Here is a 17,045-nt window from a genome sequence, read left to right on the forward strand (position 1 = left end):
CCGTCATACGTAGTTTCAGTAAAGACACCATCTAGGGTGTCTTTTTTTCGTGTGGATTCAATAGTTCTAGTTCGTAGTCATTAAAGCTTGAGCAGCTGTATTGCACCTCTTTGTGACTCTTGCATATTACGTCATGCATACAATTTAAATCTTTAATAATAGCAAAGGTTTAATTTTACATTGAACTGTTATAGTACTCATTGATCAATGCTTTACTAACAAGGGGGAAGGATAAGCGCATGAATACATTACGTAAGACAATAGTGATTGCATCAGCGATAACGTTGCTAGGAGGAGGGTTTAATACAGGCTTTAGTCAGAATAATTATGTCTACGCAGCAGATGATACTATGCCATCCATCCTGGTCGAAGATTTTGAAGATGGAATCAATGATGTGAAATTCAATCCTAAACGTATGTATAATGCTACGCTGCATTTGGAAGATAACAAGAAGCTTGTAAGAAATGGGCAATATTCGGCTAGAATTGATTACGATATGATCGGCATAGTAGATAACCCCTCTCAAATTGAAGTCGGGTATAAAACGGGGAATATCCCAGTTACAGGTTACCCTACTAAAGTAGGCATGTGGGTTTATGCAAACAATGAAGGACATTTACTGACGACAAAATTTAGAGATATAGGCGGATCTTCTTTCCAGGCAGAATTTTATGATGTAAATCAAGTGGGTATCAACTGGTCCGGCTGGAAATATATCGAGGCAGATATTCCGCAGGGTAAACCGGATCCGATTGTTCTTGAATTGTTTTTCCAATTGAAGCAATCGAATATGAGCAAGAAAAACAAGGGCTCTATTTGGGTAGATGATATTACCTTTATCTATGATGAAGTTGATGAGGATAAGGACGTTCCTGCCATTAAACCTATAGCCCCTGTTGAAAATGAAGTCTTAAACACTCCACTTGATGAATTGAAGGTTGAGCTGACAGATAACGGATCAGGTCTGGATTTGGGTACCTTATCTGTTCAGTTAGATGGAACGGATATCACGGATGAAGTGCACTATTCTCCAGATACAAATTTATTAACTTACCCAGGAGAATATGTAGATGGCGGTTATCATGAGCTTGTGATTGAAGTGAAGGACAAGGATGGTAACCCGGCAGCAAAAAAACTCACCTTCACAATAAATGCAGGAGAGCGTTTGTTCATGACTGCAGACGAAGAAGCAATAAGTAATGAAATCTATCCTGTTCATATTAATATTAAAGATTACTTGAAAGCAGAGCAGGCAAAATTCAGCTTAAATTATGATGCAAGCACCCTTCAAGTTGAAAGCATTACTCAGGCGGCTGGAGTCTCCCTAACCTCAGATATTGATAATGAGCACGGCATGGTTCAAGTAGCACTTGATAACGTAATAGCAGCAGCTCAAAATGTCGTTACTGTTAACTTCAGAGTGAGCTCTCATGCCGTTTTAGAGCGTGGCGAAGCGTATAAAACCATAACAATGAGTAATGCGAGTCTTATTGCTGGCGGCGTTCAGACGAGTACACCATTAGCTGCGCCTATTCATTATACAATCGGTTTCCCCTATCAGCTGAAAATGACGGGAGTTGGTTTGGGTACACCTTCTACCTTTACAGTGTTAGACCATGGAGGCAAGCCGTTTGAAGGTGCGGATATTGTTTTCACTGGATTATTAAAGCAAAGCTCAGTCGCTACAGTTAACACTGTTACGTCTAGTGTATATGAGGATGATGATACATCTTCTAATGTAATCATGGTTGCAAATGATGGTGAACGTTACTATGCTTCAACAGCAGCTAAGAATGGATTTTACGAGGTTATTCTCGCAGACGGACAAACAACAGGTTATATCCCTGAAGCTGATGTTAGTAGTCAGTTATTGAGCGGCAGCCTTGGTAAAACAGATGCCAAAGGACAGTTAATAACAGACCTCACTACATTGGCACTTGGAACCTATCAGGTACAAGCAGTCATCGGTGATCAGAACAGTAAGGTTGTCAATTATGAAGTTGTAGAGCAGTATGGTATAAATGAACCGCAATATATTCAAACCTATGTCGCAGAGGATATGTCTTCACAACTGAGTGCTGCCTGGCAAACAAAACCAGATCAAACCTCTACGTATATTCAATACATCGAAACTGGTGAATGGGGAGCAGGTGCAAGCCCAGACAACAATAAAGTAAAGCAGCAGCAAGCTGAGAGTGAGCTGCAGGTGCTTAGTATGAAGGAAAATGGAACGAAGGGTGAAATCCGGTTTCATAATGTCCTGGTTAAGGGCTTGAAAGCAGATACCACTTACAAATATCGTGTAGGCTATGAAGACCAATGGTCGGAGTGGCATGAATATTCTACTGTCGATCAGGATAAATCAACACCGACCTCATTCTTGTTTATTACGGATTCCCATACGAATCAACTACCAGGATTACAAATCTATCAAGAGCTAATGACTAACGCTTTGACACAATATCCATCAACACAGTTTATTATGCATGGTGGAGATATGGTTGATGTGGGCGGCGCATTCGAAGAATGGCAAAAGTTCTGGCTAGCATCTTCTGTTTATGCAACAAAACTCCCGACTGCACTAACACTGGGCAACCATGATGTGAAGAGTGAAGGGAAGGATGTGTTCACCAAAGGTGCGAATTTCCCGGAAAACGGACCAGAATCCCAACTGCAATATGCTTACTCCTATGAAGTCGATGATACTCATTTTGTCGTATTGAACTCAGAAGGCACAGAGGAACAGATGGTTGTTCAAGCAGCATGGTTAAAGGACGATTTGGATCAGAATGATAAAAAATGGACTGTCATTATGTTCCACCGTCCAGCTTATCATACAGAGAATGGCCGAGAATCCCTTGTTGAGTACACCCAAACCTATTTTGCACCCATATTAGAAAAGAAAAAAGTCGATTTGGTTCTGGTTGGTCATGATCATGTATATGCGCGCACCTATCCAATGATGGATGGTAAGCCAAATAAAGCTACCAATGAGGGTACTGTATACCTTGATGGTGGTGCTTCAGGCTGGAAATTCTATGATGGCACCCAATATAATTATTTGAATTATATTTTTGATGAAGACGTTCCTGTATACTCCGCTATTAAAATTACTGAGGATGCGATTCATGTGGAGGCACGTACAAGTGCGGGTGCATTAATCGATGAGTTTTCTGTCAAGAAAACAACGGAAACTGAGACACCAACGCCGACACCAACACCAACACCAACACCAACACCGACACCAACACCAACACCGACAGCGCCACCAACGCCACCAACATCTACACTAAAGCCAACAGCAACGCTAACACCACCAACATCAACATCGAAGCCAACAGCGATGCCAACACCGCCAACATCGACATCGAAGCCAACAGCGTCGAAACCGGTATTCAACGACAAGGTAAATCTAGATGCAGTTAAAGCTATCGTGGAAAAAGAGAAGTCTGCTCCCGCTATAAACTTTACGGATGTTCCGGCATCATCGTGGAGTGCCTCTGTAGTGGAGCGTGCAGCTAAGATGGGGATTGTAACGGGTTATAGTGATGGTTCTTACCATCCGAATCAAAAGGTAACTCGCGCCGAGTTCGCCACAATGGTAGCAAAAGCTTTTGGTCTACCGAATTCAAGTGTTTCATCCTTCTCTGACACGCAAGGACATTGGGCTTCAGAATCGATTGCAGCATTACAAGCTAAAGGGGTAATCACAGGTTATAGTGATGGTTCTTTCCATCCGAATCAAGAAATTTCCCGCGCTGAGATCGTTGCAATGCTTGCTCGGCTGACAAACTATGTTCCTAACGCATCCAATCTATTTTTGGATGTAGCTACGAACTGGGCTTCAGAACAAATTAATGCTTTTGCAACTGCTGGCATAGTAACTGGTAAAGGCAACGAATTGTTCAAACCAAATGATGCTGCATCCCGTGCGGAGTCGGTTGCGATGATCATTCGTTTGTTGGATAAATTACTTGCACACTAAGTGAAATGTTTTGGGTAGTTAACCGGATTCAGCTCCACCAATAAGAAAAAGAAGGGGCTGTCCCTGAGTCATTTATGACTTATGGGACAGCCCCTTTGCTGTGTCTAATAGCCTAAAGCTCAACAAAGTCGTTGCGGAATTTCTCGAAATCAGATTTTCTACATTCTAGCGCAAGCCGTGTGCCTGTTTCTTCATAGCTAGTGGATTGAACATGGGCATGCTCGTTGAAATAGGAGACCACATTGCCGCGATCAAATGGAATCAGAATTTCACACTGTACATAATCCGTAAACACATGGCTGCGAATCAGATCTGTAAGTTCAGCTATTCCGCTATTTTGTTTGGCAGAGAGATAGACATTGTCACCCTCAAGGTGAGGGTAAGGCAAGTCAGTTAGGTCAGCCTTGTTGTAGGCATAAACCGTTGGAATTTGGTCCGCGCCGAGCGCTTTCAAAGTCTCATCAGTGACGGCCATATGCTGCTCATGCTGCGGATCGGAAATATCGACTACGTGAATCAATAAGTCAGCTTCGGTCACCTCTTCGAGCGTGGAGCGGAAGGCTTTGACCAGATGATGGGGAAGCTGGCTGACGAATCCGACGGTATCTGTTAATAAAAAGGTTTTGTGATCCGGTAGCTCAATGCTCCGAACGGATGTCTCCAGCGTAGCGAATAACATATCCTTGGCGAACACTTGCTTATTAGAGCCGGGATGATACGTCTCCACGATCACATTCATTAAGCTGGACTTGCCGGTATTCGTATAGCCGACGAGACAGACGACCGGAATCTCATTCTTATGCCGCTGCTTCCGCTGAATTTGGCGCCTTGCTACTTGCTGTTGAAGCTCAACTTGTAACGCTGAAATACGTTCTTCTATTCTTCTGCGATCCAGCTCCAGCTTCGTTTCACCAGCGCCTCTGTTCTTCAGCCCAGCACCACCGCCTTGTCTTCCGAGGGATTCTCGGAGACCTGTCAGGCGGGGCAGCATATACTGCAGCTTGGCTACTTCTACTTGCAGTTGTGCTTCTTTGGTCTTCGCTCTTTCTGCGAAAATATTCAAGATCAGAATCGTTCGATCAATGACCTGACGGCCTAGAGAAGACTCCAAATTGCGAATCTGTGAAGGAGACAGCTCATCATTAAAAATAACAATAGGAGCATCATGTGCTTCTAAGAGCGCAGATACTTCTTGGATTTTGCCTGTGCCGATATAGTGGGAAGGGTTGATCCGGCTTGCCTTCTGACTAAGTTCTCCGACAACTTCTAGGTCACAGGCAGCTGCCAGATTACTGAGTTCTTCCATCGAATAATCGAAGTTTGTTTCGTTTTGTAGCTGGACACCGACTATAATAGCTTTTTCTCGTAGTTGTTCCATATATTTATTCATCCTCCAGTAGTAAATAGTAAACGCAAAAAAACACAGGACATCTGCCTGTGCTTACGGTTCGTTAGAGGACGTCAGAACAAATGTGTAAGGAGAAATCTCCATTACGACATTAGGGTCTTCCATAGATATATCGAATTAAACAACGGCTGGGGCGTAGGGAAATGATAACCTAATCCCTTACGAGCAGCAGTTGGTTTGTTGGCTTCTATGGAGTTAAATGGGTAGACCTATCCTGAGTCCTCTGCACATGGGCAGAGCTTTAGCGCTATTCAATTAGCCGCGCAAAGTTCTAACTCGGATAAAGTCTATCACACGTAACCCTCCGTTCATAAAAAGTTAAGTCGAGTTTACCACATCCTTTATTTGGTGGCAAATCTATATTTTATGCTCGGTGGAGCACATCTCTATTTTAATATCAATCCAAGAATTCTAAAAAATGATTGCATACCATATATATATAATTTGATATGAATAGGAGGTGTGAAGACATTGCCTGTCCTCTCTACAAACACCATCATTAATTTACCTGTCGACGGTACTCGTCCAATAGATAAAGTTGTGATCAAAGTGGTTAACAATGGATTAGCTGGCGCGGCTTGTTATTTAACGGGTTTAGCCAATAGTGCAAGTCCTCAGACAGTCTTTATTGAAGAATTATTTGAGCTGCAATATCAGGAAACGTCAAGCAAGACCTACACGATTGTAGAGGATTTATTCCAATTTAATTTTGTGTATTCACAGGAACAATTGAAGATTCAGGTTTTTCTTGTGGATGTGAACGGTGTCTGGACGGCTGTTAATCTGGAAGTGTTTCAAGTAAGCCGTATAACCTCGGAAATCCGTGATAACGTATCGGTTACATCGACTGACTTCGCGGCGATTAGCTTTATGAGGAGTTCTGCCTTTACTATTCCACAAGGTCTTGCGGCTGAGATTAGACCGGCGGCTTTAGATATTCTATCCAAAAGACCTGTGCGATATATGGTCATCGCAGGTGGCACTCTGGATGGGACATTCGAAAATTTCCCAACACCAACTACGGATATTCCTGTCACGGACACGGCACTGCTGGTGAATTACACCTGCACTACGGTCACGGGTGGAAAGGTGATTATGCAAGGTACAGGATCGGGAATCTCCGGTGCTTATGCGAATTTGGCTGTTAATTTGCTTAACGAGCGACTCTCTTACGAGCTTCAGAATGAGCCGGTTACTCTGGTGGTTAACTCACTTTCAGGTGATGATGATCTCGCAGTCACCTTTAAGATGTCCGAGCAATGGTGAGCGTTCTTTAATCCAGTAATGAAGATAAATTCTAGTGATTGAAAAAAGGAACATCCGCGTAGATGCGAATGTTCCTTTTGATGGTCGTTGCAAGCGTTAAGATTAGTCTGTTAAGCCTCGCCGTAATGTAAAGAGGTCTTTCAAAGCCTCAGTAGACAGCTCGGTAATCCAGCCTTCGGAGCTGGAGATGACATTATCGCTTAGCTGCTGCTTACTCTCCAGCATCTCATCAATCTTTTCTTCGAGCGTCCCGAGAGCGATGAACTTATGCACCTGTACATCACGCGTCTGGCCCATCCGATAGGCGCGGTCTGTCGCCTGATTCTCAACGGCCGGATTCCACCAGCGATCGAAGTGAAATACGTGATTGGCTGCGGTTAAGTTCAGACCGACACCTCCGGCTTTGAGAGAAAGGATGAATACATTCGGCTGATCAGACGGTGGTGCATCTGGACGTCTGGACCCTTCGTCCGCGGAAGGTGCAGGCGTCTGGAATCGCTCAATCATTCGGTCACGCGCCTGTTTGGAGGTGCTTCCGTTCAAATAAAGGACAGGCTCCCCAAGCTCCTGCTGTAGAACAGCCTGAAGCATTTTTCCCATCCCGACATATTGCGTAAAGATGAGACAGCGCTCATCCTCTGCACGCAGTTCCTTAACCATATCCAGCAGTCTTTCAAGTTTAGAGGAACGGTTAATGAGTAGACTGGTATCCAGTTTATTATCCGAATCGGTTTCAGGGAGGGCCTCCTTAGTCACAAGCATCGGGTGATCACATAGCTGCTTAAGTCCTGTCAAAGCCCCAAGAATAGCGCCCTTACGCTCAATACCTTCCAACTTCTGCATACGGTCGAGCAGTCCGTTTACGGTCTGGTCATAGAGCGCAGCTTGTTCAGCTGTCAGATGGACATAGGTCTTCATCTCGTTTTTATCTGGAAGATCGAGCTGAATGTTAGGATCCTTTTTCTTACGGCGTAGCATGAACGGCTTCACGAGATTCTGTAAGTCCGCTGTACGTTTCTCATCGCGTTCCTTCTCAATGGCATTACTGAATCGGTCGTTAAAGGCTTTGGCGCTACCCAGATAACCTGGGGTTATAAAATCATAAATGGACCACAGCTCGGATAATCTGTTCTCTATAGGTGTTCCTGTCAGCGCAATCCGGTGTAAAGCGGGGAAGCTGCGCACAGCTACCGACTGCTTCGTTTGAGCATTTTTGATGTTCTGTGCTTCGTCCAGGCAAATCGCCGCCCAAGTGAATTCCTTCAGCAACTCCTGATCAAGCGCTGCAGTCGCATAAGAGGTGAGTACCACGTCAGCTTGCGAAGCAGCGCCATAGAAGAATCCTGCGTCCAGACGGCGACTTCCGTAGTGAAGCATCACATTCAAAGAAGGCGCGAAGCGCTGCAATTCCTTCTGCCAGTTGCCCAGCACGGAGGTAGGGCAGATGATCAGAGCAGGCCACCCCGGAGGGTCGGTCTGGCGACGGGATGAGCTAGGATCGGTATTTTCTTTGATATGAAGTAAATATGCGATGAGTTGGACGGTCTTGCCAAGCCCCATATCATCGGCTAGACAAGCCCCCAAACCGAATTGACGCAGGAAAGTCAGCCAAGCATATCCTTCATGCTGATAGGTGCGTAGCTCTGCCTGGAGTCCTGCGGGCACTGGAGGCTTCGGCCACTGTGAGCGCTGGCCGAGCTGACCAATGAGGCTGATCAAATGCTCGTTTAGCTCTACCTCGAGCCGCAGGCGCGCAGCATCCTCTTGAAGCTGCTCTTCTGTAGCCTCAGCATCAGCTTCCTCACTCGCTTGCAGCAAATGAAGCTGAAGCACATCTTGGAAAGATAAGCCTTGCGACTTGTCCATACCAGCCATGGCTCTTTGGATTTGCGCCAGCAGCGCGGGATCGAGCGAGACCCATTTGCCTTTGAAGCGGACGAGTCGTTCTCCTCTTGCGACCAGCTCGGCAAATTCAGCTTCGGTGAGGTCGACGTCGCCGATGGAGATTCGCCAATCGAAATCGATGATCGAATCGAGGCCGAACAGCGACTCGCCGCCGCTGCGTTTGTCCTCGCCGGAGCTGATCTTGGCGCGGAGGCGCGGTTTTTTTCGGCTGGCGGCTTCCCACCACGCCGGCAACAGCACTTGCCAGCCTGCTTCCAGCAGCCGCTGGCTCTCGGCGGTTAAGAACCGCCAAGCGATGGCATCGCTGAGCGGTTCGGCCAGCACGTCGCCGCCCGCCGCGAAGCGCGCGGGCGGCAGACTGCCGCGGAGGCGCTCCAGCCATCCCGCGGCGCGTTCGTGCACGTGGGCCGACCATGCTGTCGGCCACAAGCCGTGCGGCTCGCCATCATCGGCGAGCCTGATGGGAACAAGCGCGGATTCATCGCGCTTGTCCTGAAGGATCAGCTGGAGCCGCCAAGGGGATTCATCCCCTTCCGGCTCCAGCAGCTGAAGTGCAGGCCGGAAAGGCGCGGTATCCGCCTTCCAGCCAATGGCGATAAGCCATGCAGCGGTATCCATGCCCGCTGCAAGGGCCCCGCTTCTATCGAATAGAAGCGGGTACTCGCTCCGGAGGTCGCCTGCCTCGGCCTCCGTGCTGTAATACCTCTGCGATACGGCGGCGGAGAACGCCGCGCGTAACCCACGGCTAAATTCGCTGCCGCCATTTAGCGCCTCAAGAGCCCCTTTGGCAGTGTCATTCTCCACTGCCACCTGCGCCAAAGCGCCCTCATCCCAGGTCCATTGCAACCTCCCGGCACGATAAGCGGAGATATCGGGAATATACTGTTTGTGCTCCAGACATATAGCCAGAAGTGGTGCCAGTTCAGTCAGGTGAGCCGCATCGCCCTCCCAGTTCCATTCGATGTGCACCAGCAGCTTCTGCTCTGCAAAGAAAGGGATGACCTGCTCCGCAGGTAGAATCACTAGCTCTACACCTTCACCAGCTGGTTGAACCGTTAACTCCGTTCCATAAAAAGACGCCTCATGCCAGGCGAATAACCGCTGTTTAAGCTGCAAACCGGGCACGAGATCTTCTCTTTCATTCAATCCGTATAATAAAGCGTCGCCATACTGGCTTAATGCAAGCCGGATGGTCAGCGTGCGCAAATGCATGTTCATGGTATTAGCTTTCCTTTCCGAAGCTCCTCTTGCAGCGCACGGAGTCTGCTGTGCTTTGTGGTGAAGGCAATGAGGAACTCTTCCCACCGTTCTTCTTGTTTCATTTTTTTATACAGCTTGGATAATCGCTTCAATAGTTTCACAGCCGCCTTGTAGCTATGTCTATTCTTATCCAGCACAAATCTTTCGACGGCCTGATGGTAGAAGGGGAGCAGAACTTCAGGTGCGTTTTTCTCCATAGGCTGGAGGTCTGTAACACGAAATTCGGAAGGCAGCTTACCGATGGACAGTTGATAATCCATCCATGTCTGCCATTTTTCATAGGTAATTAACTTCTCTTCGTATACTTCTCCAGAGATAGGTAACATGGTGGCTAATGTATTCCACATTTGCGGCTCAGCTTCAGGAAGATGGCGAACGGCCTCTTCCCATCTGTTCGAATAGTTATTCAGATTATAGAGTCTGCTGCTCAGCAGTGGACCGATCTGAGCAAGCCAGCCCACCAAGCGTGACCATTCACCTGCATCCAGAAGCGGGGAGGTGAAGCTCATAAGCTCATCAGGATGGAGACCTGGGCGCTCGGCAGCTTTATTCAGTAATTCCCATGCCTTTGGGTCATCCTTCAGATAAAAATACATGCGGCTCTGGGCTAACAGCCACGCATGGCGTGACAGGGAAGCGCCTAATTCACTTTCTGCCTGCTGAAGCTGTTTGATTTCATCCAGATAAAGCTTAGTTCCACCGGTATTCGGATAAATCCAGTTTCTCCACAGCAGGTCATAGCACAGTGAAAAAGAGGGCTGATCACGCAAGCGATCGCGCGACTCCGTCAACATCTCACGCCGCAAGTAGGAGAGGGTCTCGATGATATGCGGCCACAGATCGTATTCCTGCTCTTGCTCGGGAGACAGCGGGAGTGTGCTTTTTAACAGACGTGTGATTGCTTCCTGTAGCTCAGAGACCGCTACTTGCGTGTAATAGCCGAGTGATGAGGTGAAGGCGACCTGACCGGGTAGATTGGCGGAAGGCTTAGCCAGCTTTTCTAGAAGAAAAAGATGGGCATGCAGGGTAAATAGCTTGTCCATTTCCGGTGATAACTTCGGCTTAAATTTAGTAATGGAAGATAATGCTCGATCCACATATTCAGGATTCCGAGTGGTATGTGCCAGAGGCGTGATGCAGAACGCAAAATACTCGCGCCACTCCGTGATGCCTCCGTCAGCGATCCGGCTGGCATGTTCTTTTAGCTGCTGCTGGTGCTTTCCATCGGTTCCGACAGGTGAACTACTTGATGTTTTTGGGAGAAAAGATGCGGCTTTGGCGTTAGCTAGAACTTGTACAGACCTATTCTGTTGTTCAGCAAAACTGAGCAGCACAGCGGCCATATGCTTGCAATGACCTGAAACAGGGCAGTTGCAATGGCACCGAGTGAAGCTGTCCAGATCAATAGTAACGCGGTAATCCTCTCTACCTTCAACAAGGGCATTGATCTTAGACGGCTCCGTCATAGTGAACGAACGAATACGGCTTTGCTTATAATATTGGAACCCTCGTTTGAGGGTGAGGTCATCGAAATAATAGGCGACATTCTGGATGAGCTTACTCCACTGCGTATCATCCATAGTATAGGTTGGTTGCATACAATTGGTCTCCCGTAAGAAAAATGGTCGTTATTTGACCTTCATTATATCATTTCTTTTTGAGTAGGATGTTTTGGCGTTGTAATGAAAGCGAAATTGCTGGCTTGTATGGAACGTGGGGCCTAAACATATACTAATCGTGCTGAATTTTGAAGTATAGATCAAACGAAGGTCAAAAAAGGTCAAAACATTAAAAATATTAAAATTTGTAGCATTAAATCAGCTGATTTGCCTGAATTTGACCGGAAATTCGCTTAAATCGGTTTTGTTATTCCTCTGATAGGGGACTATAATAAGGTCATAGGTCAAATAAAGTCAAAGTCAATGAGAGGAGAATGGATAATGTTTGATTTGGTTCCTTTTGGTAAACGTAGAGATGATGCTTTTGGTATGCTGGCTAAGTCTTTGAATGATGTTTTTAATGATGATTTTTTTGCACCGATCAAGAGCTCCACGATGTCCTTCAGAACGGATATTCGCGAGAGTGAGCAGGCTTACCTGATTGAAGCTGAACTTCCTGGCTTTAAAAAAGAAGAAATCGACATTGATTATGCCAGCCCTTACTTGACGATTAAAGCGGTGCGGAAGGAAGAGAATGCGGAGGAGAACAAGGATCATCAAATTGTACGTAGAGAACGTCGATATGGTGAATATGTTCGCAGATTCTATGTTCAGGATATTGCAGTGGAAAAGATTCGCGCGTCTTTGAAAGACGGATTACTGAAGCTGGAAGTTCCAAAACAGCAAAAACCACAAGGGAAACGCATTGAGATTCAAGACGGAGATTCTAGCGCATCGCAGTCTGAATAAGCATAATTTAGGCGGTAATAGTTTCCGCTCAGCATCTTAGAGATAGGCAGCGAGCTTTTAATATAGTGTTATGAATAAAAGGCGCATTGTAGTGGAGGATTCCGGCTATGGTGCGTCTTTTCTCGGAATCGTACGATGAGTTGTATTTAATAAAGCGTTGAAAGGAGGAATCCGAATGGCTAACAAAAGCTATTATGATGCTTTGGGTGTGAGCAAAACAGCAACTAAACAGGAAATTAAAAAGGCTTATCAAAAGCTAGCCAAGAAGTGGCATCCCGATGTGAACAAAGCCTCTGAGGCAGAGGCGAAATTCAAAGAAGCGGCTGAAGCCTATGAAGTGCTGGGCAATGAGGAGAAACGCAAGCTTTACGATGAGGAGCTGCTTTATGGGGCTCAGCGTGGTAGAGCTGGTGGAGGTGCGTCGAGCGGGGCCTCTTCGTGGGATTCAAACTTTGGTGGAAACTGGAACGGTGGGACTTATTCTGCAGGAGGTTCTGGCATTTCGGAGGAAGATTTGTTCGGAATGTTTTTTGGGAATCGGGGATCGGCGGATCGCGCTGGCTTTGATTTCTTTTCTAGTAGTAGTAGTGGGCGTGCGAACGGCAATCCATGGGGTGAGGCGCGCAGTACGACGCAGGCGCAGCTGGATATTACGTTGGAGCAGGCCTATAAGGGAGCAACTGTAAGAGTGCAGATCGGTGATAAAACTGTGGACGTTCAAGTTCCCCCGGGTTCTAGTGAAGGTATGATTTTAAAAATCGCAGGAACCACTCAGAGTGGCATAGCTCCAGGTGGCGATATACTGCTGGCACTTCATATTCTTCCTCATGATATATACGAGCTTCGAGCTGGCGATTTATACGGTGTAGTTGAAGTTGCTCCATGGCAAGCGGTATTGGGTGGTGAGGTGAAGGTTCCATTACCGGGTGGCGGTGCCGTGAAATTGAAGATTCCTGCAGGAATTCAAAGTGGTAAAACGCTGCGTATCCCAGGCAAAGGTTTGAAGCGTGAGAATGGTGCGAACGGTGATATTTTATTTGGTATTGAGATTGTTGTCCCTGTGTCAACCAGCGAAGCGGAGAAGAATTTGTACCGTAAACTGGCTGAATCCAGTAATTTCGAGGCTAGAGCTAAACGTCAAAGCGCTAGTGCGCAGCGCCCGAAGGCAAAAGTGGGTAATTAATAGGTAGGTAGAGGTAACTTTGTATGTTCGTGATCGAATGTGGCTGGTGAATAGAGTGCTAGTAGTAGAAAAGTAACTTAATTAGAAACTAACTATAGTAGAGACCTGTAAGAAGTGTCGGGAAAAGGAAGGGTAAAAGTGTTCTAAAGGTACTGATTTCGGCTCGATGAGTGAAAAGAGGGGTAAAAATACCCCAGAATGAGCCGGATTTGGCTCGATGAGCGAAAAGAGGGGTAAAAATACCCCAGAATGAGTCGTATTGGGCTCGATGAGTGAAAAGAGGGGTAAAAATACCCCAGAATGAGCCGTATTTGGCTCGATGAGCGAAAAGAGGGGTAAAAATACCCCAGAATGCGTGGATTTCGGCTCGATGAGCGAAAAGAGGGGTGAAAATACCCCAGATCGTGCCGAATTTGGCTCGGTGAGCGAAAAGAGGGGTAAAAATACCCCAGAATGAGCCGGATTTGGCTCGATGAGCGAAAAGAGGGGTAAAAATACCCCAGAATGAGCCGAATTCGGCTGATCACCCGAAATGAACGGTATTAATCCCGCAGATAGCGCCAAATGCGGCCCATCCGTCCAAATGTACGGTATTAATCCCGCAGATAGCACCAAATGCGGCTCATCCGTCCAAATGTACGGTATTAATCCCGCAGATAGCGCCGAATTCGGCTGATCACTCTAAATGTACGGTATTAATCCCGCAGATAGCGCCAAATGCGGCCCATCCGTCCAAATAAACGCTATTAATCCCGCAGATAGCGTCAAATGCGGCTCATCCGTCCAAATGTGCGGTATTAATCCCGTAGATTATGCCAAATGTGGCTGATCACCCGAAATGAACGGTATTAATCCCGCAGATAACGCCAAATACGGCCCATCCGCCCCAATTCAGCGGTATTAATCCCGCTAAATTAATCTATCCCGGCCAAAACGGCCGATCCCATATATCATTCTTAAATAGAAAGGTGAGAGAGCTATGGATTTCAATAAACTTACTCAAAAGCTGCAGGAAGCAGTGGCTGCGGCGCAGTCGCTGGCTTCAGAAAGCGGACATCAGGAGATCGATAATCTCCATCTGTTAAAAGCGTTACTCCAGCAGCAAGAAGGCTTGCTACCAAGATTGCTGCAAAAGATGAACGTCCCCGTAGCTGAGCTGCTGCGTAGCACGGATGAACTGCTTCAGCGTAAGCCGAGCATAAGCGGATCAGGAGCAAGCACAGTACGGCGTTATGCCTCGCAATCGCTGATTCATCTGCTGGAACAGGCGGAGAAAGAAGCAGCGAAGATGCAAGACGAGTTTGTTTCGGTGGAGCATGCCGTGCTGGCCATGGTGTCGGATTCGAGCAGGGATAATCGTGAGCTGCGTGATCTTTTTGTCAGTCGTGGATTAACACGCGAGAAGCTGATGTCTATACTTGCTGAGATTCGTGGGCATCAGCGTGTAACGAGTCGGGAGCCGGAGGCTACTTATGAGGTGCTGGAGAAATACGGACGTGATCTTGTAGCAGAGGTTCGCGCGGGTAAGATCGATCCAGTCATCGGACGTGACGCTGAGATACGTCGTGTGATCCGAATTCTGTCCCGTAAAACGAAGAATAACCCTGTGCTGATCGGTGAACCAGGTGTAGGTAAAACAGCGATTGTGGAAGGCTTGGCTCACCGGATTGTACGCAAAGACGTGCCGGAGGGGCTGAAGGACAAGACGATTTTCTCGCTGGATATGAGTTCCCTTGTAGCAGGCGCGAAGTTCCGAGGTGAATTCGAGGAACGCTTGCAGGCGGTACTTAGGGAAGTTCGTGAAAGTAACGGCCGTATTATTCTTTTTATTGATGAGCTGCACACGATTGTAGGCGCAGGTAAAACCGAAGGCTCGATGGATGCGGGCAATATGTTGAAGCCGATGCTGGCTCGCGGCGAACTGCACTGTATTGGTGCCACAACGCTCGATGAATATCGCAAGTATATTGAGAAGGACCCTGCGCTGGAGCGTCGTTTCCAACAGGTGCTAGTCAGCGAACCGGATGTAGAGGACACGATCTCCATTCTACGCGGTCTGAAGGAACGGTTCGAAGTCCATCATGGAGTCAAAATCCATGACAGCGCCCTCGTCGCTGCAGGTGTTCTGTCTAACCGCTACATTACGGATCGTTTTTTGCCGGATAAAGCGATCGACTTAGTGGATGAAGCTTGTGCCATGATCCGTACAGAGATTGATTCCATGCCGGGTGAGATGGATGAAGTGACCCGCCGTCTGATGCAGATGGAGATTGAGGAAGCAGCGCTAAAAAAAGAAACGGATGACGCCAGCAAACGCCGTCTGGAAATCTTACAACGTGAACTCGCCGATCTCAAGGAGAAGCAGCTTGGGATGGCGGCGCGTTGGGAGAAAGAAAAGTCAGCGATTCAAGGCATCCGCGACCTCAAAAAACGGCTGGAGCAAGCCCGTAAGGATCTGGTCGATGCACAGGAGGAATACGATCTTAATAAATCGGCGGAATTGAGCTACGGCATCATTCCTGATCTGGAGCGGCAATTGAAAGCAGCGGAAGAAGCGGCACAGCAGGATCAGGATACAAGATTATTGCGTGAAGCTGTAACTGAGGAGGAAATCGCAGATATTGTATCGCGCTGGACGGGTGTGCCGGTTAGCCGACTGGTTGAAGGCGAACGGGATAAGTTGCTGCGTCTGGAAGAAACGCTGCATGAACGAGTTGTGGGCCAAGATGAAGCTGTCAGCTTGGTGGCCGATGCCGTGCTTCGGGCAAGAGCCGGGATTAAAGATCCGAATCGGCCGATCGGTTCCTTCCTGTTCCTCGGTCCGACTGGGGTAGGGAAGACAGAGTTGGCTAAATCACTCGCGGTTTCTCTCTTTGATCGCGAAGATGGCATGATCCGTATCGATATGTCGGAGTATATGGAGAAGCATAGTGTTTCTCGCCTAGTCGGTGCACCTCCGGGATATGTTGGATATGAGGAGGGCGGCCAACTTACAGAAGCTGTACGGCGTCAGCCTTATACAGTAGTGCTGCTCGATGAAGTGGAGAAGGCCCATCCCGATGTATTTAATATTCTACTGCAGCTGCTTGATGATGGACGGCTGACCGATTCACAAGGCCGGATGGTCGACTTCAAGAACACGATCATTATCATGACCTCAAATATCGGTTCGCCACATCTGATTCAAGGCACCGATGAGAAGGGTCAGCTTACGGAGGCTGCCAAGGATAGCGTAATGAAGGAACTAACTGGTCATTTCCGTCCAGAGTTCCTGAACCGTGTTGACGATATTGTGATGTTCAAGCCGTTGACCCTGGGCGAGATCGAGAAAATCGTGGACAAACTGGTGGACGGATTACGTTTGCGTCTTGCTGACCGGGAAATTGGTCTTGAGTTAACTGAGCCCGCGGTACGCTTTATCGCTAAGGAAGGTTTTGATCCAGTGTATGGGGCGAGACCGCTGAAACGCTTCATCCAGCGAAGTCTGGAGACACGTGTGGCACGTGCGATCATTGCTGGTGAAGCCGCAGAAGGTACGGTGATTCAAGTAGACGAATCCGGTGGCGGCCTGACGGTGAGCATTATGAAACCAGATCTCGATGAACCACAGCGTACTGAATAAGAAGAAG

The 17,045-nt window shown here is 47.4% G+C and carries 8 protein-coding genes; 5 read left to right on the plus strand and 3 right to left on the minus strand.

What is annotated here, in order from left to right; all coding sequences use genetic code 11:
* Positions 1–239: 239 nt before the first annotated feature.
* On the plus strand, positions 240–3,986 hold the full coding sequence (locus MKY19_RS01320) for an S-layer homology domain-containing protein (protein WP_339799781.1): 3,747 nt from the start codon (positions 240–242) through the stop codon (positions 3,984–3,986).
* 112 nt (positions 3,987–4,098) lie between these two features.
* On the opposite strand, the gene hflX is transcribed toward MKY19_RS01320, so the two are convergent.
* Positions 4,099–5,364, minus strand: a complete 1,266-nt coding sequence (hflX, locus tag MKY19_RS01325) for a GTPase HflX (RefSeq protein WP_339799783.1) — start codon at positions 5,362–5,364, stop codon at positions 4,099–4,101.
* Between the two features lie 492 nt (positions 5,365–5,856).
* Between hflX and MKY19_RS01330 the strand changes: the two genes are divergently transcribed.
* Complete coding sequence (locus MKY19_RS01330) at positions 5,857–6,660, plus strand: hypothetical protein (RefSeq protein ID WP_339799785.1); 804 nt, start codon at positions 5,857–5,859, stop codon at positions 6,658–6,660.
* Between the two features lie 102 nt (positions 6,661–6,762).
* Here the strand turns inward: MKY19_RS01330 and MKY19_RS01335 are convergent, their stop codons facing one another.
* Positions 6,763–9,783 carry a DEAD/DEAH box helicase gene (locus MKY19_RS01335; RefSeq protein WP_339799787.1) on the minus strand — a complete coding sequence of 1,007 codons (3,021 nt, stop codon included), beginning with the start codon at positions 9,781–9,783 and terminating at the stop codon, positions 6,763–6,765.
* Complete coding sequence (locus tag MKY19_RS01340; protein WP_339799789.1) at positions 9,780–11,423, minus strand: SWIM zinc finger family protein; 1,644 nt, start codon at positions 11,421–11,423, stop codon at positions 9,780–9,782. Before MKY19_RS01340 ends, MKY19_RS01335 begins: the two co-directional genes overlap by 4 nt.
* A 342-nt stretch (positions 11,424–11,765) precedes the next feature.
* Between MKY19_RS01340 and MKY19_RS01345 the strand changes: the two genes are divergently transcribed.
* From MKY19_RS01345 to clpB, 3 genes are all read left to right on the plus strand, one after another.
* On the plus strand, positions 11,766–12,233 hold the full coding sequence (locus tag MKY19_RS01345) for an Hsp20/alpha crystallin family protein (RefSeq protein ID WP_339799791.1): 468 nt from the start codon (positions 11,766–11,768) through the stop codon (positions 12,231–12,233).
* 175 nt (positions 12,234–12,408) lie between these two features.
* Positions 12,409–13,416, plus strand: coding sequence for a DnaJ C-terminal domain-containing protein (locus tag MKY19_RS01350; RefSeq protein ID WP_339799793.1), 1,008 nt, complete (start codon positions 12,409–12,411; stop codon positions 13,414–13,416).
* Positions 13,417–14,395: 979 nt separating this feature from the next.
* Positions 14,396–17,038 (plus strand): ATP-dependent chaperone ClpB, encoded by a 2,643-nt coding sequence (clpB, locus tag MKY19_RS01355; protein ID WP_339799795.1) that lies wholly within the window; start codon positions 14,396–14,398, stop codon positions 17,036–17,038.
* Positions 17,039–17,045 lie beyond the last annotated feature (7 nt).

Origin of the sequence: Paenibacillus sp. FSL R5-0744 (genome assembly GCF_037972555.1) — a bacterium.
Classification (GTDB): domain Bacteria; phylum Bacillota; class Bacilli; order Paenibacillales; family Paenibacillaceae; genus Paenibacillus_AQ.